General features: G+C 41.0%; 17 protein-coding genes. 4 read left to right on the forward strand and 13 right to left on the reverse strand.

Features of this window, described 5'->3' with window-relative positions; genetic code table 11:
- Nucleotides 1–115: 115 nt before the first annotated feature.
- Nucleotides 116–2,710, reverse strand: a complete 2,595-nt coding sequence (gene clpB / locus OD355_RS06180) for an ATP-dependent chaperone ClpB (protein ID WP_263037587.1) — start codon at nucleotides 2,708–2,710, stop codon at nucleotides 116–118.
- A 189-nt stretch (nucleotides 2,711–2,899) separates the two neighbouring features.
- On the opposite strand from clpB, the gene OD355_RS06185 reads away from it, so the two are divergent.
- A complete protein-coding gene (locus OD355_RS06185) occupies nucleotides 2,900–3,316 on the forward strand; it encodes a nucleoside-diphosphate kinase (RefSeq protein ID WP_263037588.1) in 417 nt (138 codons plus the stop codon).
- Between the two features lie 49 nt (nucleotides 3,317–3,365).
- On the opposite strand, the gene OD355_RS06190 is transcribed toward OD355_RS06185, so the two are convergent.
- The 7 genes from OD355_RS06190 to OD355_RS06220 all read right to left on the reverse strand — a co-directional run bounded on the left by OD355_RS06190 (nucleotide 3,366) and on the right by OD355_RS06220 (nucleotide 9,588).
- Entirely contained in the window at nucleotides 3,366–4,634 is a 1,269-nt protein-coding gene (locus OD355_RS06190) for a DUF2851 family protein (RefSeq protein WP_263037589.1), read from the reverse strand.
- 71 nt (nucleotides 4,635–4,705) lie between these two features.
- Nucleotides 4,706–6,811, reverse strand: coding sequence for an endonuclease MutS2 (locus OD355_RS06195; RefSeq protein WP_263037590.1), 2,106 nt, complete (start codon nucleotides 6,809–6,811; stop codon nucleotides 4,706–4,708).
- Nucleotides 6,812–6,815: 4 nt separating this feature from the next.
- Nucleotides 6,816–7,625, reverse strand: coding sequence for an O-methyltransferase (locus OD355_RS06200; protein ID WP_263037591.1), 810 nt, complete (start codon nucleotides 7,623–7,625; stop codon nucleotides 6,816–6,818).
- An 85-nt stretch (nucleotides 7,626–7,710) separates the two neighbouring features.
- A complete protein-coding gene (locus OD355_RS06205) occupies nucleotides 7,711–7,836 on the reverse strand; it encodes a 30S ribosomal protein THX (protein ID WP_263037592.1) in 126 nt (41 codons plus the stop codon).
- Between the two features lie 113 nt (nucleotides 7,837–7,949).
- The gene (locus tag OD355_RS06210) at nucleotides 7,950–8,219 is read right to left on the reverse strand and encodes an HU family DNA-binding protein (RefSeq protein WP_263037593.1); all 270 of its coding nucleotides are present in this window, start codon (nucleotides 8,217–8,219) and stop codon (nucleotides 7,950–7,952) included.
- A gap of 281 nt (nucleotides 8,220–8,500) precedes the next feature.
- Nucleotides 8,501–8,806 (reverse strand): DUF4286 family protein, encoded by a 306-nt coding sequence (locus OD355_RS06215; protein ID WP_263037594.1) that lies wholly within the window; start codon nucleotides 8,804–8,806, stop codon nucleotides 8,501–8,503.
- Between the two features lie 2 nt (nucleotides 8,807–8,808).
- On the reverse strand, nucleotides 8,809–9,588 hold the full coding sequence (locus OD355_RS06220; protein WP_263037595.1) for an exodeoxyribonuclease III: 780 nt from the start codon (nucleotides 9,586–9,588) through the stop codon (nucleotides 8,809–8,811).
- An 86-nt stretch (nucleotides 9,589–9,674) separates the two neighbouring features.
- Between OD355_RS06220 and OD355_RS06225 the strand changes: the two genes are divergently transcribed.
- The gene (locus OD355_RS06225; RefSeq protein WP_263037596.1) at nucleotides 9,675–10,445 is read left to right on the forward strand and encodes an LOG family protein; all 771 of its coding nucleotides are present in this window, start codon (nucleotides 9,675–9,677) and stop codon (nucleotides 10,443–10,445) included.
- Nucleotides 10,446–10,470: 25 nt separating this feature from the next.
- On the opposite strand, the gene OD355_RS06230 is transcribed toward OD355_RS06225, so the two are convergent.
- Nucleotides 10,471–11,871: a LutB/LldF family L-lactate oxidation iron-sulfur protein gene (locus OD355_RS06230; protein ID WP_263037597.1), complete on the reverse strand. Its 1,401-nt coding sequence runs from the start codon at nucleotides 11,869–11,871 to the stop codon at nucleotides 10,471–10,473.
- Between the two features lie 364 nt (nucleotides 11,872–12,235).
- Between OD355_RS06230 and OD355_RS06235 the strand changes: the two genes are divergently transcribed.
- Nucleotides 12,236–14,044 carry a glycoside hydrolase family 2 protein gene (locus OD355_RS06235; RefSeq protein ID WP_263037598.1) on the forward strand — a complete coding sequence of 603 codons (1,809 nt, stop codon included), beginning with the start codon at nucleotides 12,236–12,238 and terminating at the stop codon, nucleotides 14,042–14,044.
- A gap of 389 nt (nucleotides 14,045–14,433) precedes the next feature.
- Here the strand turns inward: OD355_RS06235 and ppdK are convergent, their stop codons facing one another.
- The gene (ppdK, locus tag OD355_RS06240) at nucleotides 14,434–17,358 is read right to left on the reverse strand and encodes a pyruvate, phosphate dikinase (RefSeq protein ID WP_263037599.1); all 2,925 of its coding nucleotides are present in this window, start codon (nucleotides 17,356–17,358) and stop codon (nucleotides 14,434–14,436) included.
- A gap of 273 nt (nucleotides 17,359–17,631) precedes the next feature.
- On the opposite strand from ppdK, the gene OD355_RS06245 reads away from it, so the two are divergent.
- Complete coding sequence (locus OD355_RS06245) at nucleotides 17,632–18,894, forward strand: aspartate kinase (protein ID WP_263037600.1); 1,263 nt, start codon at nucleotides 17,632–17,634, stop codon at nucleotides 18,892–18,894.
- A gap of 124 nt (nucleotides 18,895–19,018) precedes the next feature.
- On the opposite strand, the gene OD355_RS06250 is transcribed toward OD355_RS06245, so the two are convergent.
- The 3 genes from OD355_RS06250 to OD355_RS06260 form a co-directional block, all read right to left on the reverse strand.
- Nucleotides 19,019–19,369, reverse strand: a complete 351-nt coding sequence (locus tag OD355_RS06250) for a hypothetical protein (RefSeq protein WP_263037601.1) — start codon at nucleotides 19,367–19,369, stop codon at nucleotides 19,019–19,021.
- Between the two features lie 108 nt (nucleotides 19,370–19,477).
- A complete protein-coding gene (locus tag OD355_RS06255) occupies nucleotides 19,478–20,209 on the reverse strand; it encodes a hypothetical protein (RefSeq protein ID WP_263037602.1) in 732 nt (243 codons plus the stop codon).
- 41 nt (nucleotides 20,210–20,250) lie between these two features.
- Nucleotides 20,251–20,802 carry an RNA polymerase sigma factor gene (locus tag OD355_RS06260; protein ID WP_263037603.1) on the reverse strand — a complete coding sequence of 184 codons (552 nt, stop codon included), beginning with the start codon at nucleotides 20,800–20,802 and terminating at the stop codon, nucleotides 20,251–20,253.
- Nucleotides 20,803–20,819 lie beyond the last annotated feature (17 nt).

Raw genomic sequence — 20,819 nt, forward strand, 5'->3', positions numbered from 1 at the left:
ACAATTTTATCAAAAATAAAAAATCTGCCACACTTCTCCGCTGATATTGCGAAATTGTGCGACAGATTTGATTAATACTGGGTGTTTCGAAAATCCTGGCTGCTACCGGCAACGGTTATTTTTCATTTCTGAATACTACTACCCCATCGAACACATCAACAAGCACGGGGTGGTCCCTGTCAATATCACCGCCAAGTATTTTTTTACTTAACGGATTGATGATCGTTTTTTGAATCAATCTTTTCAATGGCCTTGCACCATAGTTCACATCATAGCCATTTTCTGCCAGGAAATCTATGGCATAATCACTAAACTCAAGCGCTACACCATTTTGAGCCAATTGACGCTGCAAATTTCTAAGCTGTATATCCACGATGCTCCTGATGTTGTTCCTGCTTAATGGATGGAACATAATGATGTCGTCTATCCTGTTTAAAAATTCAGGACGTATAGTATCCTTCAACAACCCCATTACTTCACTCTTAGCCACTTCTTCAGCTCGTTCGAGGTCGTTTGTATATTTATCAAAAGCATCCTGTATCAGGTGGCTGCCGATATTACTCGTCATGATGATGAGTGTATTCTTAAAGTTTACAACGCGCCCTTTATTATCTGTCAAATGTCCATCGTCCAAAACCTGCAATAAAGTGTTGAACACGTCGGGGTGTGCTTTCTCTATTTCATCAAACAATACAACACTGTAAGGTTTGCGGCGAACTGCTTCCGTAAGCTGGCCGCCTTCGTCATAGCCCACGTATCCGGGAGGTGCGCCGACAAGGCGGGAAACACTATGCTTTTCCTGGTATTCGCTCATGTCAATCCGCGTCATCATAGACTCGTCATCAAATAAGAACTCCGCCAGCGCTTTAGCAAGCTCAGTCTTACCAACGCCGGTAGTTCCCAGGAAAATAAATGAACCGATCGGCCGCTTAGGATCGCTCAAACCCGCACGGCTTCTGCGTATGGCGTCAGCAACAGCTACAATTGCTTCATCCTGCCCTATCACTCTTTCATGCAGGTGGTCTTCCAGTTGCAAAAGCTTTTCCCTTTCCGACTGCAGCATTTTGCTCACCGGTATGCCTGTAGATTTTGAAATAGTTTCGGCAATATCTTCTGCATCAACTTCTTCTTTCAGTATTCTTTTTTCGGTAAGGTTTTTAAGCTCTTCGCTTGATTGTGCAATGATCTCTTCCTGCTCCTTTACCTTGCCGTAACGTATTTCGGCTACTTTGCCATAGTCACCTTCACGCTCGGCTTTTTCTGCCTGTGATTTAAGCGACTCAATTTCAGCTTTGGCATTCTGCACTTTTTCCACTATCTCCTTCTCCTGTTGCCACTTGGCTTTATAGGTATCCCTGTCTACCATTAAATTGCTGATGGTAGTGTTCAATTCTTTGAGTTTTGCTTCATCATTTTCGCGTTTAATGGCTTCTCTCTCAATCTCCAGCTGGCGGATCCTCCTTTCCAGCTCGTCCAGCTCCTCAGGCATTGAATTCATCTCTAACCTAAGCTTGGCGGCGCTTTCATCAATCAGGTCAATAGCTTTATCGGGCAAAAAACGGTCAGTAATGTAGCGGTGGGAAAGTTCTACCGCAGCAATGATCGCCTCGTCCTTGATGCGTACATGGTGGTGAGATTCATACCTGTCTTTTAGCCCACGCAAAATCGATATGGCATCTTCCACGTTTGGCTCGTCTACCATCACTTTCTGGAAGCGGCGCTCCAAAGCCTTATCTTTTTCAAAGTATTGCTGGTATTCATTTAAAGTTGTTGCACCAATGGCTCTTAGTTCACCTCGTGCTAAAGCAGGCTTCAGTATATTGGCTGCGTCCATAGCTCCTTCGCCGCCACCTGCACCTACAAGTGTATGTATCTCATCAATAAATAAAATGATCTCTCCGTTGCTGTCGCCTACATCTTTTATTACACCCTTTAATCTTTCTTCAAACTCGCCTTTGTACTTAGCGCCCGCGATCAGTTGACCCATATCGAGTGCAAAAATGATCTTTGATTTCAGGTTTTCAGGCACATCGCCATTCACGATCCTGTGCGCCAAACCTTCTACTATCGCGGTTTTACCCACACCCGGTTCACCAACCAATATAGGATTGTTCTTGGTCCTGCGAGACAGGATATGCAACGTTCTCCTGATCTCCTCATCGCGCCCGATCACAGGATCAAGCTTACCCGATTGAGCCAGGTCGTTCAGATTCTTGGCATATTTCTCCAGTGCATTGTATTGCTGGGAAGCAGTCTGCGAATTCACGGTATCGCCTTTGCGTAATTCTTTGATGGCAGCGACCAGGCCTTTTTCTGTAAGGCCTGCATCTTTTAATATTTTGGCTGTTTCATCACTGCCCTGTACTAAGGCCAGAAGCATGTGCTCCGGTGTGATAAATTCATCACCAAATTCCTTAAGGCTGGTACTTGCACGCATCAGCGCTGTATTCATTTCGCGCGAAACCTGTTGTGCAGGGTCGCCGCCTGATATTTTCGGGAGCCGGGCCATTGCTTCATCCAGCTTTGTTTCTACAAGATTGATAGTGACATTGTTCTTCTTGAGTAAAAACTCAATAGAACTGTCTTTGTCGTTGAGCAAAGCTTTCAGTAAATGTTCGGTGTCGATATTTACATTGCCTCTCTCAAAAGCTATATGTTGCGCTGCAGCAATAAGCTCCTGTGCTTTGATCGTATATTTATTTGGGTTCATAGTTCATGTATTTATTCTTATGTAATTTATTGAACAAAAAACATACAACCATAATTATTCCTGAAAAAATGACGTTAAATATTGATTGAAACTGACGGAAATGCAGCAAACATAAGGGTTCCAGGAAAATTTGGCTTAAATAAATTAAGTTTATTTTATTTACTTATTTTTGCGCCAAACAAAAAAAGTATGAGCAATAGTACATTTACCATGATCAAACCCGATGCTACCAACAACGGGCATACCGGGGCAATTTTAGATCAGATCATAAAAGGCGGTTTTAAAATCAAGGCCATGAAGTGGATACAACTTTCCATTGAGCAGGCAGGCAAATTTTATGAAGTACATAAAGAACGCCCCTTTTATGGTGAGCTGGTAGAATTTATGAGTAGCGGGCCGATTGTTGCTGCTATCTTGGAAAAGGAAAATGCAGTAGCTGATTTCAGAACGCTCATCGGCGCTACGGACCCGGCGAAAGCAGAAGAAGGAACCATCCGTAAAAAATTTGCAACTTCACTGGGACAAAATGCTGTTCATGGCAGCGATAGCGATGAGAACGCAAAAATTGAAGGCGACTTTTTCTTCTCCGGTTTAGAAAGATTTTAATTGGAAAAATAACAGATGGTCTGCTACATTCAAAAGATGTGGCAGATTTTTATTTTGCTGAAACGATGCGCCTGCCTACGTTACAATCCAGGCAGCGACGCACATCGCAATATTGCTTTTTCAACTCAAGCAATGCCTGGGTTTCCAGAGCATTATTTGCCTGCACATGAAACCTTTTCCATGATTTGATAACGGTATTATTTTCAGCGGCAGTCTGTTCCAGCCAGCGCAATGCTTTGTCTTTGAAATATTGAAGCTGATTAAATACTCCGTAAGCAAACAATGCAGGCACAACAGTATTAATAAAAATATTGTTTACCATAGACCTGCCTGTTTTTTTGGGCTTATAGTCGCCCGGATCATCTCCCATGCTGTAATGATAGTGCCAGTAATCGTTGGCCGTGATTTCGAAATAATTGTACACTTCGCGGAAATCTTCCGTATCCCTGATCTTTGAAAACAGGTTGGATGATGCATGTATCAAAGCTGCTAACTGCGCTAAACGTATACTGGGAAAGCTGGCAGGCCTCATCCTTAGAAATAATGGGGCTGCTTCTGTTTTCCTGAGATTGAATTTCCTGGCAAGAAAAGCATATTCTCTTTTTAAAATAGCCGTATAGTCATCGGGGGTTGCTGCCGGCAATAAATTTAATGTACCAAAAAGCAAAGCCTCTACCTGGTGTATCTGGTATTTATGCTTGGCCAGGATATTGATGGATATTAGCTTTGCCATGTCCATAAAAATTTCTGCATTTACTTTTATACCAAAATTTGCAGCTATCAGTTGCCAGAAAGTCTCCTCCCAATGGCCGTTATTGGTATGTAACAAATCAATGATTTGCTGCGACTTTCTTTGCAACCTGCTGGTAGCGAGCCTTTCTTTCCAGTTTAGCCATTCGATTTCATTCAGCACAGGCAAATAGCTTTCACAAGGCACAAAAGCTTTGCTGTGCATCAGTTCTTCGTATTTTTTGAGCATGATAGAAGAAACATGCGGCTGAATGCATAAAGTCTGAAACTTCTGGTTTATGAAATCCGGTTTGTCATTTTCCCAAACTACATGCAATATTACATTGTTGTAGTTCTGATCTAAATGATGTTTGTGGAGGTGCCAGTCTGATGTTTTAATGTGTATTTCCACACTGCCTGCAAGCAGTGTACTACCGATCCTGATCCTAGCTTCCAGGAAATCAGGTCCCTGGTGGATATTGGCTATGCCGGGGTGGATAATCTGAATAGGCTCACCACTCTCCGCTGTTAGCTGGTGATGATTGAAGTATTGAAATTGCCAGATAAAATGAAGCAGTTTTTCATTCATATCATTTCAATTTTTCTACACTAAATCTACCTGAAATATTCAATCCCTGCAAGTGCTCTGGTAAAGTTACTCTAATTTTCCTGATTTTTTTCCTGTACAGCTACCAGGTCGTTTAATTCCACGTTGATCGGCAATTGACCGATCTGAACGATGGCGCGCTTTCCGCGCAGCTCTTTTACTTCACCCACCTGGTGGTTTTTCTTAATTTTTACCTTTGTACCTACAATAATTTCCGCTGCGGTTTCTTTGTACCTGGCATCAATCTTTTTCGCCATCTTGCCCGTAATGATCTTCTCATTCTTTGGAAAAAGAACAGCGCTGATGTTTTTTACAACCGTATTTTTATCATCGGCTTTCCTCCATTCTACCACCATTTGCCGGAGCTTTCTTTCCGTATCTTTCAAATAAGCTATGCGGTCTTCTGTAATCTTATTCTGTTGTTTTAAAATTTCTACCTGCTGTTTGTGTTTTTCTTTATGCAGCACGGTTTCCATTTCTTTTTTCAGTTTTTCATTTTCACGTATCAGCTTGTGCAGTTGCTTTTTTTCCTTATCTATTTGCTGCATGTCCTGTTCGGTAGAGTTCAGCAATTTATCCAGCCTGAAATGATCTTCATCGACCAATTTTTTTGCACGGTTTATCAATGGTTTAGGCAGGCCGATCCTTTCTGCAATTGAGAAGGTGTAAGAGCTGCCGGGCTTTCCCACGATCAGCTTATACAAAGGTTGCAGCCTTACTTCGTCAAACGCCATAGCGCCGTTGAATAATCCCGGTGTACGATTGGCCATGACTTTTAGATTGAGATAATGGGTAGTTACTATACCCACTGAATGTTTCCTGGAAAGCTCTTCCAGGATCACTTCGGCAAAGGCTCCGCCCAGATTAGGATCGGATCCGCCACCCAATTCATCAATAAAAAATAATGTTTTACCATTAGCATTTTCAATGAAATATTTCATAGCATTGAGCTGTGCAGAGTAAGTGCTTAACTCAAATTCTATGCTTTGTGTATCACCTATATGAATAAACAGTTGCTTAAATATTCCCATCTGCGAATCTGGCTTTACCGGAACAAGCAGGCCGCTCTGCATCATCATCTGGTTGAGGCCGATTGTTTTCATGGCAACTGTTTTCCCGCCCGCATTGGGGCCGCTGATCACCAGTATCCTGTCTTTCTCATCAAAACTAATATTTAAAGGAATGGTGGGTTTTGATAGTTTTTTATTGTACAGGTATAACAGTGGATGATAGGCATCTTTGAGATCAACGTACACTTTATCTGAAACGCTTGGGAAGTTGCCGTTCATGTCAAGTGCCAGTTTGGCCTTTGCCCGGATAAAGTCAAAAATACCTAAAATATCATGATAGCTTTTCAGCAGAGGCGCATAAACACTCAGCTTGGAGGTTAGTGCACGTAATATGCGCAACACCTCTTTGCGTTCATCATTCTCCAGGGAATACACATCGTTGTTTAATTCTATGGTTTCTTCGGGCTCAATAAAAGTAGTTTTCCTACTGTCGCTTTCACCGTGCAATATTCCTTTTATTTGTCTTTTGTGCTCTGAAAAAACAGCAACTACGCGCCTGCCATTGCTAAAGCTTTCGGCAATATCTGTAGTATAGCCTGCCTTGCTAAGTTTAGCAACAACCCGCTCAAATGCCCTGCGCAGCTCATTGCGCTTCTTGTAAAGGTTCATACGAATACGTTGCAGGTCTTCAGATGCTGTGTCCTTTACATTGCCGCTTTCGTCAAGAACTTCATCAATCATTTCAACAATTGCTTTCTCATAATATGTATCAGCAATTACCAGCGCTAGTGAAGTAAAAGCAAGCCTTCTCTCCTGGTTAAACCATCGGAAAATATTTTCAATAGCCATACAAAGCCGCTTTACCTGCATCCATTGTTCGCCTACGATAGTACTTCCCGTGATGCCTAATAATTTCAGGTCTTTCTGAATATTGAGCACTACGTCGTTTGGAAATAAAAGGTTTTGTTCCGTGATCAATTTGTACTCATAAGTTTGTGATAGCTCTTTTATTATGTAATCTTTTCTGGTGTGAATGCGCAAATGCTGCGCTTTCTCCACAGCAAACTCGGTCCTGCAATGCTCTAATAGCAATGCTTTGACCTTATCGAACTCTAACTGGTTTTCTGCTGCTTCCGGATATAATTTCATTCGCTCAATATCTTATAGTAAAATGTTGCTTTACCTTAAATTCTTTTTTGAAAAATACTATGCCTATAAAAAACAGGTCGATGCTTAAAGTTACATCATCATCGTTTTTAATTTTTTCCCAGGCCCGTTCCATACCTTCAGACCAGTGTATATCATCAAAAACTACAATGGAATCCTTATGCAATAAAGGCTTTAAGGCGTGGAAGTAAGACACAGTGGGCGCTTCACGGTGATTGCCGTCAATAAATGCGAAATCAAGCCCTTCATGCTGTTTGCTGAAATTTTCTATAAATGCAGGCAACGTATCATCGAAATTGCCTTCAGTTATTTGTATATTATCCAGCGATTGCTTTTTAAAAATGTCCTTTGCTACCTGCGCCACCTCATGTGCGCCTTCCATAGTATGCACTGCAGCCCATTTATTGGCCGATGCAAGATAAGAAGTGGTAATACCCAGGCAGGTACCAAGCTCAAGGATTGTTTTAGGCTGGTAATATTTTACAATTTTGTAAATCAGCTGTGCACATTTTTCAGACTTAAGAGAGTTTTTTGCAATTGATGAAACCCTTCTCTGTTTTATATTTTCAATAGAAGATCCGGCGCCAAAATCCTGTAAGGTCAGCAATCGATTATCTTCCTGTAACGAATGCCTGATCTGCTCAATACCTCCTACGTCACTTTGATGAGGTTTTTTATTTAAAACGTTTTTTATAAAATCAAAAACAAATGGCGAGTGGGTACCATGGCCCTTGCCATTGCTTGCTTTCAGCCAATATGTTATGTATTTTTTGGCAAGTTGTACTGATGAATACATGTTTAAAATTGTATCATGTTGCTTACAATAAAAAAAACGACAAGCCGTAAACGCCTGCCGTCATTATGTAATATTGTATTATAGTTTATTCCGGTTTTTTCTCTTCCACTTTTTTCTCTGTTTTAGACCTGGCCGGTTTAGCAGGACGAACCTTTCCGTAAGATCCTAAGAATATTTTTCCTTTCTTGGTTTTTTTATCACCTCTACCCATTTTTATTAGTTGTTTTTGTTGAATAATATTTAACTACGCAAAGTTAACAAAGATTTGCATGAAAAATAAAAAAGCAGAAGAAAATCTTCTGCTCAATGATTTGGAATAAAGAATTAGATTTTAGAAGATAATTCTTTACCAGCTTTGAATTTAGCAACTTTCTTTGCTTTGATTTTCAAAGGAGCGCCTGTGCGCGGATTACGTCCTGTGCGGGCTGCACGTTTTGTTACAGAAAAAGTCCCGAAGCCTACCAAAGTAACTTTGTCGCCGCTTTTTAAAGTTTTCTGTACTGTGGTGGTGAATGCATCTAATGCATCATTAGCCTGAGTTTTAGTAATGCCGGCCTGATCTGCAATCTTAGCAACTAATTCCGCTTTGTTCATAGTTTTATTTTTTAATAGTTACAATTAATACTACAAATTTATAGTGTTTTCGAATATATCAAAATTTATTTACTTTATCTTCCAAGTATACAGCACGCTGTGTATGATAGATAGAGCGTGCGTTTCAGCATATTACGAATTATATGATCTGTAAATAAACATGCAAAACAATGCTCAAACTCAATCACAGCAATGGTTTCAGCGATTTTATAATGCATAGAACTGCCTTAAACGTACAGGGCATGCGAACTGTAGAGCATCATAAAAAATGATATACACAATTAATCCACAATTTCCATTAGCGTAGAAAAAGAGAAGACTTCCATACCCCAGAACCGCTGTTCGATGGTAGCAACCTCGTTGGCATGCAGCTCTATGTAACGGTTATAATCTGCTTTGGAATCAGCAAACAATTGCAACGCATAAGTGGCCCCATCACTTTCATCCAGGTTATGAAGCTTCAGTAGTTTATGTGCTGAAAAAGAATTATACTCCATGATGGCCGGAATATGATACGACCTTAGCCATTCAAGCCATTTATCATGAGCGTTCCAGCTCACTTTAAATGTAACATTGTATATAAACATATTTAAAATTTTAATTCTATGGAAACAGGGCAATGATCGCTGTGTTTAGCATCCGGATGTATTTCTGCCGCTGCAATGTTGTGTGCAAGATTCTCTGAAACGCTGATGTAGTCTATTCTCCAGCCTTTATTATTCAGCCGTGCAGAAGGAAAACGCTGGCTCCACCATGAGTACGCGCCGGCTCTTTCGGGGTGCAGGTACCTGAAAGTATCTATGTAACCGGCAGCAAAAAATTTTCCCAGCCATTCCCTTTCTTCCGGTAAAAAGCCCGATGAATTCCTGTTGCCTACAGGATCGTGAATATCTATAGGTTTATGGCAGATATTATAATCTCCTGTTATCACCAGCCCTCTTTTCTGTGTGCGCAGCTCATTGATATAATCGTAAAATTCATCCAGCCATTGATACTTGTATGCCTGTCGGATATCACCGCTTGTGCCGGAAGGAAAATAGGCATTTACTAAAGAAAAATGCTCAAAGTCAAGCTGTATAACTCTGCCTTCAAAATCGCTTTGCTCAATTTGTGTACCGTGTACAACATGTAAAGGTTCAACTTTGGTAAAAACAGCTACACCACTATAGCCTTTCTTTTGCGCTGAAAACCAGTAAGTCTGATAGCCTAATTCTTCAAAAAGGCAACAATTTACATTATCCTTCATGGCTTTAGTTTCCTGCAGGCAAACAATATCAAACGGATTTTCAGCAAGCCATTCTACAAATCCTTTTTTTATGGCAGCCCTGATGCCATTTACATTATACGAAGCAATTTTCAATTCATTCATTTTAATAGGATGCAATTTATAATAGTTTATTAAAATTAAAAATTGGCATGAAGTTTTTTGTAATTTAGAAACACAAATTTTTATTTATGGAAGAAAGAATCAGTGAAGAAGAAAGGAAAATACCCGCGAAACGGATTTTATATCTTAACGCCGCCACAGAATCACCGGAAGATGAGCTGTTTGCACAGCGCGTGAAAGAACAGATTGTTGAAAGTATGGAAGTGCTGCGGTATGTAGGTCCGGGCATCAGTGTATTTGGTTCAGCCAGATTTGACGACACACATCAATTTTATGCAGACGCTGTAGAGTTTGGTAAGAGGATTGCCAAAATGAATTTTACCACTATTACCGGCGGCGGGCCAGGCATTATGGAAGCGGCTAACCGAGGGGCTTTTGAGGCAGGCGGACGATCTGTAGGCCTGAACATTGTACTGCCACATGAACAACACATCAATCCCTACCTTACAGATACTTATACATTTGATTTCTTTTTTGTGCGGAAAGTGATGCTGGTAAAATATTCCTATGCCTTCATTATTATGCCCGGCGGATTTGGTACTATGGATGAATTCTTTGAGACACTAACCTTGGTACAAACCAAGACAATTGAACAATTTCCGATTGTGTTATTCGGTAAAGATTACTATAAAGAGATTGTTGATACAATGGAAAGTATGGCAGAAGATAAAACCATTTCGCCCTACGACTTAGACCTGGTGCTGATTACAGACAGCCATGATGAAGCAATGGAGCACATAAAGAAATACATTAACCAAAACTACATTATTGTGCAAAACCGTAAGAAAGGAAAATGGTGGAACCTGGATACCAATAAAAGAAAGGAAAAAAGAAATTAAAGTATGGGAGCAGTTGCTCCTCTCTTTATTTTTTCCTGTTCTTTTCACGCCACATTTCATTAAAGGTTTTGGGAGCAAAATCCAGGTGGCCGCGGTACTGTGTCCATGCTTTAAAAAACCTGTTTACGAAAGCGTTCTTTAAAACACCACTACCCATATTGTATGTTTTCCTCCTGAGTGTTGCCATCTTCCAAACCTTCCACATAGCGCGTTCTGAGAAATCAGTATATCCTTCAGACACTGATTCTGCGCGGTTTTCGAGCAACAACTCATGCAGGTTTATGCGCACAGGGCATACCTCGGTACAGTTGCCGCAAAGCGATGAGGCATAACTTAAATGCTTAAATTCTTTCATACCACGCAAGTGCGGCGTAATGATGCTGCCGATGGGGCCGCTGTAGGTAGTCTCATAACTATGGCCGCCGATATTTTTATACACCGGGCATGCATTCAGGCAGGCGCCGCAGCGGATACAATACAGCGCCTCTCTTACTTTTTCATTGGCAAGCAGATTGGTTCTGCCATTGTCCAATAAAATTACATACATTTCTGCCGGCCCGTCTGCTTCTTTCTTTTGTTTAGGACCGGTGATTATAGTATTATAAGCTGTAACAAATTGCCCTGTTCCAAAGGTAGAAAGCAATGGCCAGAACAGTTCCAGATCATCCATAGATGGGATCACTTTCTCAATGCCTGCAACTACAATGGTTGTTTCAGGCAATGAAACACTAAGCCTGGCGTTGCCTTCGTTTTCCGTAATGGCAATGCCGCCTATATCTGAGACTATAAAATTTGCACCCGTAATGCCAACAGAAGCTTCGGCAAATTTTTTTCTTAAAACATTTCTGGCCACAAGTGTAAGTTCAGATGGAGGCAGGTTCTCTTCCACGCCTAATTTTTCAGCAAACAATGCAGCAATTTCTTCCTTGCTTTTGTGCATTGCCGGCGTTACGATGTGGTAAGGAGGTTCATCGTCCATCTGCTGGATGTACTCTCCCAAATCGGTCTCTACGCTCTCAATGCCATTCTCTTCCAGGAATTTATTCAGGTGAATTTCTTCCGTGACCATGCTCTTGCTTTTCACGATCGTCCGGCATTCCTTCTCCCGGCATATTTTACCGATTTCCTGTAAAGCTTCTTCTGCATCTTCTGCCCATATGACCTTTGCACCGTTTTCAGTGATTTTTTTTTCAAACTCAAGGAGCATAGCATCTAAATGTTCTATAGCATTCCACTTGGCATTCTTGGCCATTTGCCTGGCAAGCTCAATATCCTGAAACTGCGATTTACCGCGGGGTACAGCAAGATTATACTTACCAATATTGAAATTAATGGTTGCCCTGTGTTTGAGGTCAAACGCTTTTTCTTTACTTCTTGCTATAAATGAAGATGCTGATGGGTGCATGTTCAAAAGTACGTTATTCATTTTACAATAAAACTTTTCGAATCCTTAAAACTTTGAAACAAATGCGCTAATTAAAGAGACATTTTGCATATTGTATTTCCATGAAATCCATGAACTTTGGAGAGTTTTAAATAGTCGTTCAACATAAACAATCTCTTATACATGAAATAATAAAAATTAAGAATCTATACCAACCGGAATGAGTATTAAATCTAAAAAGCTGGTTATTCCATGTGGCAACTGAAAAAATTAAATATTAACACATGCAATGGCATAAAAATTTTGAATTAGGCTATACAACGAGCGACAATTTTATGCGGAATTGCATATGCCGATTTCTCCCAATAACTACCGGACACAATTAAAAACTTTAAAAGATATACGAATGAAAAAAACATTGTTATTACTGATCCTTTTTACTGCGGGTATTTATTCTTTCGCACAATGGAAACCTGCGGGAAATAAAATTCAAACAAAATGGGCAGCACAAATCAACGTCAATAACGTATTGCCGGAATACCCGCGTCCTATTATGGAACGAAAGGAATGGATCAATCTGAACGGGTTGTGGGATTTTGCAATTGCTCCGGTAGGGAAAGCCGGTTCGCAATTGTATAATGGCAAAATCCTTGTACCCTTTGCCATAGAGTCAGGCTTATCGGGTGTGGGGAAAAAATTAGGTAAAGAAAATGAATTATGGTACCACCGTGAATTTTCAATTCCCAAAAAATGGAGCGGCCATAAGGTATTGCTTCATTTCGGCGCTGTGGACTGGAAGGCTGATGTATGGGTAAATGATATAAAAGTAGGGCAACATACCGGTGGTTATACGCCATTCTCCTTTGACATAACACCAGCTTTAAAAAGCGGCAACAATAAACTGACCGTTAAAGTATGGGATCCCACAGACCACGGATACCAGCCCAGAGGTAAGCAGGTAAACAATCCTGAAGGTATCTGGTATACTCCTGTAAGCGGTATCTGGCAAACGGTATGGCTGGAGCCTGTAAACGAAAAACACATTGAGGCACTAAAAATAACGCCTGATATAGATAGAAATATTTTGCAGGTGAAAGCACTGACCAATAATCTGCCTGCGAACTACCGGATTGAAGTAAAAGTATTTGACGGTAAGCAGCTTGCAGCAAAAGCTCAATCCATCAACAATCAGCCGATAGAAATTAATATGCCCGCAAATACCAAATACTGGTCGCCGGACAACCCATTCCTGTATACTTTGGAAGTAAGCTTGTGGAATGGAAGCCAACAGCTTGATAAAGTGCACAGCTATGCTGCTATGAGAAAATACTCTATGAAACGCGATGCTAAAGGAATCGTGCGCCTGCAATTGAACAATAAAGACCTCTTTCAGTTTGGCCCGCTTGACCAGGGATGGTGGCCGGATGGCTTGTATACAGCTCCCAGTGATGAAGCTTTACGATATGATATCGAAAAAACAAAAGATCTTGGGTTTAATATGATCCGTAAACATGTAAAAGTAGAGCCTGCACGCTGGTATACACACTGTGATAAATTAGGCATGATCGTATGGCAGGATATGCCCAATGGAGATGCCAGCCCGCAATGGCAGGCAAGGCAATACTTTGACGGTTCTGAAAAGATCAGGTCAGCAGAATCTGAAGCTAACTTTAAAAAAGAATGGAAAGAGATCATGGATTATCTCTATTCCTATCCTTCAGTCGGCGTATGGGTGCCTTTCAATGAAGCATGGGGACAATTCAAAACTAAAGAAATTGTGGAATGGACCAAAGCTTATGACCCGTCAAGACTTGTAAATCCTGCAAGCGGCGGAAACCATTATCCTGTTGGCGATATGCTGGATCTGCACCACTATCCTCAACCGGATCTTTTTCTTTATGATGCACAGCGCGCAACAGTGCTGGGAGAATACGGCGGCATAGGCCTGGTGATGAAAGAACACTTGTGGGAACCCAACCGCAACTGGGGATATGTACAATTCAACAGCGCCAAGGAGGTGACTGATGAATATGTGAAATATGCTGAACAACTAAAACAATTGATCAGGCAGGGCTTCTCTGCAGCTGTGTACACACAAACTACAGATGTGGAGATTGAAGTAAACGGCTTAATGACTTACGATCGTGAAAAAATTAAGGTTGAAGAAGACAGAGTAAGAAAAGTAAACCGGGAAATTGTACACATACTTGACTAATTGACAACCAAATTTTATAAAAGGAATAAGCAAAAAATGCTTGTTCCTTTTTTATTGTATGGATAATCAGCGTTGCCAGATGCGGCAGTTATTGTGCATAGTAATTTACCGGGCCGGATATTAATTTTTCTTGTTTATAATACTAAGCAGCTACAACAACAATTATAAACCGATTGTAGGTTGATTGAACACCCTAACAGGCAGAAATTTTACAAATGTTGCTGGAACACAGGACACTCTTCGAGGTATAAAAGCGCTATGCTGATTTTTAATTATAGAAAAAAATGCATTCAGATATTTCAATACAGCATAGATGCTGTTTATGTTTGCGGGCATGTACAATAAAAAACACCGGCGGAATTGCCGGTGTTCTTAGTATAAGAAACATTTTATTTCTTTTTAGCTGCAACCTTTTTTACAGCCGCTTTTTTAGCTGAAGTTTTTGCAGGCGCTTTTTTAGCTGAAGTTTTTGCAGGCGCTTTTTTGGCAACAGCAGCAGTCTTTTTAACAGCAGCTTTCTTGGTTACCGTTTTTTTTGCGGCTGCGGATCTTGCTGCTTTTTTCTCTGCTTCCTCTTCCAAAGCAGCTTGTGCAGCGGCCAGGCGGGAAATAGGAACGCGGAAGGGAGAACAGCTCACGTAGTTCAGGCCGATTCTGTGGCAGAATTTCACGCTTTCTGCATCACCACCGTGCTCACCACAAATACCTACTTTTAATTTTGGCCTTACAGCTCTTCCGTTTTGAACAGCGTGCTCTACAAGTTTACCAACACCTTTCTGGTCTATGGTCTGGAACGGATCATCATCAAGGATTTTAGCCTCCAGGTAAGCTGGTAAGAAGCTGCCAATATCATCACGGCTAAAGCCGAATGTCATCTGGGTAAGGTCGTTTGTACCGAAGCTGAAGAATTCCGCTACTTCTGCCATACGGTCTGCGCGCATAGCAGCACGGGGAATCTCGATCATGGTACCGTACATATTGGGTATTGATTTCACTTTCAGTTTAGCCAATACTTCAGCATACACTCTGTCATAAATCTCTCTCTGGCTTTTCAGTTCATTGATGCTCATGGTAACAGGTATCATGATCTCAACAAAAACTTTTTTGTTTGCCTTATGCAATTCACCGGCAGCCTCAAGAATAGCCCTGATCTGCATTTCAGAAATTTCAGGGTAAGTAATGCCTAAACGTACACCGCGGTGGCCAAGCATCGGGTTGTTTTCTTTCAGGTTTTCTGTTACTTTCAACAGCTCATCCAAAGATTCGTTTAATTCATTAGCCAGTTCCTGTAATTTATCTTTATCGTGCGGAACGAATTCGTGTAAAGGAGGGTCAAGTAAGCGGAATGTTACCGGCAGGCCTTTCATAGTTTGCAGCGTAGCTTTCACATCTTTCTTTACAAATCCAGCCAGTTCTTCCAAAGCTGCTTTTCTCTGTGCAAGCGTTGAGCTCATGATCATTTTTCTCAACAGGAACAGTGGCTTTTCACTTCCCTCGCCATAGAACATGTGCTCTGTACGGAACAATCCAATACCTTCTGCACCAAACTCAAGCGCCTGTTTTGCGTCGGCAGGGGTATCAGCGTTGGCGCGCACATTCATTACCTTATACTTATCTACCAACTTCATTAGGTCGGCATAAGATTTATTTTTCTTCGGATCAATAGAAGTCAATGGCAATTCTCCTTCGTAAACCAATCCTTTGGTACCATTCAAAGTAAGCCAGTCGCCTTCGTTTACAGTGTGGCCGCTTTTGGTTTTGAATGATTTGCCGTCGTTAGCAATAACAATATCGCTACAACCTACGATACAACATTTACCCCAACCGCGTGCAACCAGGGCAGCGTGCGAGGTCATACCTCCTTTACTTGTGAGGATAGCTTCTGCTTTGTGCATACCATCAACATCTTCAGGGGAAGTTTCTTCTCTTACCAGGATTACTTTTTCTCCATTGGCAGCAGCTGCAATTGCAGCGTTTGAAGAGAATACCACTTTACCCAATGCGCCGCCAGGTCCTGCCGGCAAGCCCTTCGCAATTGGTTTGGTAGTGGCTTCTGCCTTCGGATCGATCATTGGCAATAACAATTCTACCAGCTGGTTAGGCGCCACGCGCATCAACGCAGTTTTTTCGTCGATCATTTTAGACTTCACCATTTCGGTAGCCATTCTTACAGCAGCCACACCGTTTCTTTTACCTACGCGGCACTGCAACATCCATAATTTACCTTTTTCAATTGTAAATTCAATGTCCTGCATATCTCCGTAGTGTTGCTCAAGTCTTTTTTGTATTTCGTTCAGTTCCCTGTACGGCTTTGGCATTGTTTTTTCCAAAGTAGGGAATTGCTGGTTTTGTGCATTTTTTGAGTAGCTGTTGATAGGCCCGGGAGTGCGTATACCTGCAACAACGTCTTCACCTTGTGCATTGATAAGATACTCGCCATAGAAATGATTTTCACCTGTGCCCGGGTTTCTTGTAAAGGCCACACCTGTAGCGCTATCATCACCCATGTTTCCAAACACCATTGCCTGAACGTTTACGGCTGTACCCCACTCGTCAGGAATTCTTTCAATTCTTCTGTATTCAACGGCACGCTTACCATTCCAGCTTGCAAATACAGCGCCTATACCGCCCATTAACTGGTCCATAGCGTTGTCAGGGAATGGCTGTCCTAATAATTCTTTTACTAATTTTTTAAACTCTATGGAAAGGTATTTAAGGTCTTCTACACCAAGATCCGTATCATTGGCAACGCCGTTTTTGTGTTTTACTTCTTCAAGCAATTCATCCATTATTTTCCTGATACCTTTACCTTTTGCGGGCTCCATACCGCCGGCTTTCTCCATCACCACATCGGCATACATCATGATCAGCCTCCTGTAGGCATCGTAAGCAAACCTTTCGTCGCCGGTTTTTTCAATAAGACCTTTTAATGTTTCTTCGGTTAAACCTATATTCAATACTGTATCCATCATACCGGGCATTGATTTTCTTGCACCGGAACGAACAGACAGCAATAACGGATCTTTTACATCGCCAAACTTTTTACCCATCACTTTCTCTATGGCGCCTATCGCTGTTTTGATCTGCTTGTTTAGAGCAGCAGGATATTTTCTTCCATGATCATAGTAGTATGTACAAACTTCAGTAGTGATGGTAAATCCGGGAGGTACCGGTAATTTCAATTTCGGATTTCCGGCCATCTCCGCCAGATTAGCTCCTTTACCTCCAAGCAGGTTCTTCATGGATTCGTTGCCATCGGCTTTGCCGCCACCAAACGAATAAACATATTTCTTGTCTTTTGTTTTCGTTGCCATTTTAATATTTATTGTGTTTAAAAATGTTTTGCAAAATTAAGATATTTCATAGTATTTAGATATGATATATATCATAGTATGGGTTAACAAATTTACTAAATAATGCGCGCCATAGCTAATAAAAAATCATAAAAAGCAGAAATAGTTTGTTATATCGCTTTCATTTATTGATGTTGGCTAAATATCTGCAAAATGTTCTGCCGCTTCAACTATGCAAACTGTATCTTTGCGCAGCACCGGAGAGGTGTGCAAAAAAATCCAAGCAAATAAAAAATGAAAGTTTTCAAATTTGGCGGCGCAAGCATAAAAGATGTGGACCACATAAGGCACGTAGCGAATATTGTACGCGAGTACAGCACAGAGTCTCCGCTTTTGCTGATAATGTCCGCCTCAGGAAAGACCACCAACGCACTGGAGAAGGTAGTTGAAAACTTCTATAACGGCAACAGTATTGAAGCGCTGAAATTGTTTGACGACATCAAAAGGCAACACCTGGATATAGCCAAATACCTGCTGGTGCTCAACTTCAATGTATGTCTTGAAAAAATGGTTGATCTGTTTACAGAGGTAGAATGGTTGCTGCATGATAAGCCCGTTTGGTCATACGATTATTATTACGACCAGGTTGTATGTATCGGAGAATTGCTAAGCACAACCATCATCAGCGCTTACTTCAACGAGGCAAAAATCGGCAACACCTTGGTAGATGTGCGCGACGTTTTAAGAACCGACAATAATTTTCGTGATGCAGTCATAGACTGGCAGTATACTGCTCATAAAACTGCGGAAATAATTTTACCTGCCATAGAAAAAAACGGCATTGTTATTACCCAGGGGTTCATCGGCAGCACAGATGAAAATGAAAGTACCACATTGGGCCGTGAAGGCAGCGATTACAGCGCAGCAGTTTTCTCTAACATCTTAAATGCGCAGGAATTGGTAATATGGAAAGATGTGGAAGGCGTCATGAATGCAGACCCCCGAAAGTTCCCTTCGGCGCAATATTTACAACACCTCAGTTATGCCGAAGCTATTGAGATGGCGTACTACGGCGCACAGGTGATACATCCTAAAACCATCAAACCCCTGCAGAATAAAAATATACCGTTGTATGTAAAATGTTTCCTGGATACGGGCCTGCCGGGCACACTGATCAATAGCGAGCCTGTACGAGACCTGCCCGCCATACTGATATCCAAAGAAAATCAAGCGCTGGTTTATTTTAAAACAATAGACTTTTCATTTATCAGCGGCCACCCGATGAACAGCATTCAGCAAATACTGGAGAAGTTACAGATAAAACCCAACCTGGTACAGACCGAAGCTATCAGTATGGAGATGTGTTTTGATGACAATGCCAAACTGGATACCCTGGCGCAGGAGGCAAGCGTTTTCCTGGAGGTGCAGCTGGAGAAAGGTTTACGATTGATTACACTGAGGCACTACCAACAACACGACCTGGATAATCATATACAAGATAAAGATGTAATATTACTACAAAGAACACAAAACACCGTTCAGGCTGTTGTGAGATAAAGTTTGCGTATTCCGCATGTAATAAAAAAACAGTCACCCCATAGACATGGGGCGACTGTAAATCTAAACTATAAAAACACTTAAAACTAAAACACTAACTTAAACTAACTATATTATGGGGAGTTTAATCTTTTCTTCCTTTTAATTCTTTTTTCAGCATATCTCTGAACCTGCTTTCCGCGTTATACACCTTTTCTGCTCTTTGCTCTGATCCAAGAACTTTTTGAAACGAAGGCTGATATTCTTTCTGCAATTCTTTTTTCTTGCCTTCAAATGAATTTTTATCCTCTCTGTTTTCTGACCACAGTTTATTCAACGCTTCTTCGTACCTGTTATAAATCAACCAAAACTCGCTATATTCTTCATTTTTCAGCTCCAGTTCTTTTGCCATGTACACATTCTTAAGCTGCTTTATCTTTTCTGCGCCCTTCACCCCTTTCGTGTCCTGGGTAGACTGGCTGAATGATGAAGTCATCAAACTATTATTGCTTCTAAACTGAGCTTCTACAGAAAATGAGAAAGAAAATAAAAATATGCTACATATCAACAATAACTTTTTCACTACTTAAATTCTTTTATCTTATTAATTAATTGCAGGCGTACTATTTAAATATTCTTCCAGATCCTGGCTGCTTATGGTATTGATTTCGTTAGATACATCTATTACCTTAATATCCTGCGGTACCACGATCTTTGCATCTTTGACTTCATTTTTTCCGGAAGGATTATTCAGGTAGGCGCCTAAATTTTGAGCATTGGGTTTTCCGCTATCCCTGCTTACGCCCTCCACAGATGCATAAGCTGTATTGGATTGAGAAAGAGACGCTGTATTTTCTTCCTTATTGACCAGAAGACCCAACGTAAGCACGGCGCCTAACAAAGAGGCGGCTACTGCCAGGCCTCTCCAGGTATTTTTTTTGCTCTTGTTGGAATCTATGGAAACAACTTTACTCTTAGCTCCGGTATTTACCGTAAATTTCTCAAAATAATTCGCAGGCACTGTATACATATTTTCCCTGCTGATGGTTGTCAGCAACGGAGCAATATCTCTTAACTCTTCCAGCACCTCATTTTCTTCGGCAGGTTCGTTTTTAATCCTGTTTAAAACATTGTAGGCAAAACTTTCAAAATATCCGGGAGGTACAGCAAATATTTCTTCTTTTGAATAGCTTTGTATTTGTACCTGTGCTAAAATATCATCAGCTAACCCATCGAAATAACCGTTCGGCAGCTGGTAAGGCATGGCTGTTTTTCCAAAGCTTGGTAAAACTTCCTGTAGGTCTTCGTGGTTCATATTTTCATTTGCGTGTGTCATAACTTATTTTTTTGACTTGGGTTAGTAAAATAAGTTTACTCTTACGGATGATTTCTTATATAATCCTCTACCTTCTTGGCTGCATGGTGATAGCTGGCTTTTAAAGCTCCTTCGCTGGTGTCCAGTACGCGGCTCATTTCTTCATAAGGCATTTCATCGTAATAGCGCAGGTTGAAAACAAGTCGTTGTTTTTCAGGAAGCTGTTGTATGGCTACCTGTAATTTCCATTCAAGTTTTTCAGCGTCAAAATTGGCTTCTGCCTTTACCTTATTCACCAAAGTATATTCTATATCATCTAAGCTCACGGCTGATCTTTTTTTCTGTTGTTCAATAAACGTCAGGCTTTCATTGGTGGCTATGCGGTAGAGCCAGGTGTATAAACGGCTGTCTTCCCGAAAATTGTCCAATGCCTTCCAGACTTTAATAAAAACATTTTGCAATACATCATTGGCATCTTCATGATCTACCACCATCCTTCTCACATGCCAATACAGTTTTTCCTGGTATTTTTTAATTATGGCGGTATAGGCTTTTTCTCTTGTTGGTTCTTCCCTGAATAACCGCAATAACTCACTGTCTTCTAAATGCTGCATTTATTAGATTTTATATT

This window comes from Haoranjiania flava (assembly GCF_025631005.1).
Taxonomy (GTDB): Bacteria; Bacteroidota; Bacteroidia; order Chitinophagales; family Chitinophagaceae; genus Haoranjiania; species Haoranjiania flava.

Excerpts from the sequence above, each read along its gene's own strand:
- OD355_RS06260 (WP_263037603.1), bottom strand. The coding sequence starts at position 20,802 with ATGCAGCATTTAGAAGACAGTGAGTTATTGCGGTTATTCAGGGAAGAA.
- OD355_RS06220 (WP_263037595.1), bottom strand. The coding sequence starts at position 9,588 with ATGAATGAATTGAAAATTGCTTCGTATAATGTAAATGGCATCAGGGCT.
- OD355_RS06200 (WP_263037591.1), bottom strand. The coding sequence starts at position 7,625 with ATGTATTCATCAGTACAACTTGCCAAAAAATACATAACATATTGGCTG.
- OD355_RS06245 (WP_263037600.1), top strand. The coding sequence starts at position 17,632 with ATGAAAGTTTTCAAATTTGGCGGCGCAAGCATAAAAGATGTGGACCAC.
- OD355_RS06235 (WP_263037598.1), top strand. The coding sequence starts at position 12,236 with ATGAAAAAAACATTGTTATTACTGATCCTTTTTACTGCGGGTATTTAT.
- OD355_RS06195 (WP_263037590.1), bottom strand. The coding sequence starts at position 6,811 with ATGAAATTATATCCGGAAGCAGCAGAAAACCAGTTAGAGTTCGATAAG.
- OD355_RS06250 (WP_263037601.1), bottom strand. The coding sequence starts at position 19,369 with ATGACTTCATCATTCAGCCAGTCTACCCAGGACACGAAAGGGGTGAAG.
- OD355_RS06205 (WP_263037592.1), bottom strand. The coding sequence starts at position 7,836 with ATGGGTAGAGGTGATAAAAAAACCAAGAAAGGAAAAATATTCTTAGGA.
- ppdK (WP_263037599.1), bottom strand. The coding sequence starts at position 17,358 with ATGGCAACGAAAACAAAAGACAAGAAATATGTTTATTCGTTTGGTGGC.
- OD355_RS06215 (WP_263037594.1), bottom strand. The coding sequence starts at position 8,806 with ATGTTTATATACAATGTTACATTTAAAGTGAGCTGGAACGCTCATGAT.
- clpB (WP_263037587.1), bottom strand. The coding sequence starts at position 2,710 with ATGAACCCAAATAAATATACGATCAAAGCACAGGAGCTTATTGCTGCA.
- OD355_RS06210 (WP_263037593.1), bottom strand. The coding sequence starts at position 8,219 with ATGAACAAAGCGGAATTAGTTGCTAAGATTGCAGATCAGGCCGGCATT.
- OD355_RS06255 (WP_263037602.1), bottom strand. The coding sequence starts at position 20,209 with ATGACACACGCAAATGAAAATATGAACCACGAAGACCTACAGGAAGTT.
- OD355_RS06190 (WP_263037589.1), bottom strand. The coding sequence starts at position 4,634 with ATGAATGAAAAACTGCTTCATTTTATCTGGCAATTTCAATACTTCAAT.
- OD355_RS06225 (WP_263037596.1), top strand. The coding sequence starts at position 9,675 with ATGGAAGAAAGAATCAGTGAAGAAGAAAGGAAAATACCCGCGAAACGG.
- OD355_RS06185 (WP_263037588.1), top strand. The coding sequence starts at position 2,900 with ATGAGCAATAGTACATTTACCATGATCAAACCCGATGCTACCAACAAC.
- OD355_RS06230 (WP_263037597.1), bottom strand. The coding sequence starts at position 11,871 with ATGAATAACGTACTTTTGAACATGCACCCATCAGCATCTTCATTTATA.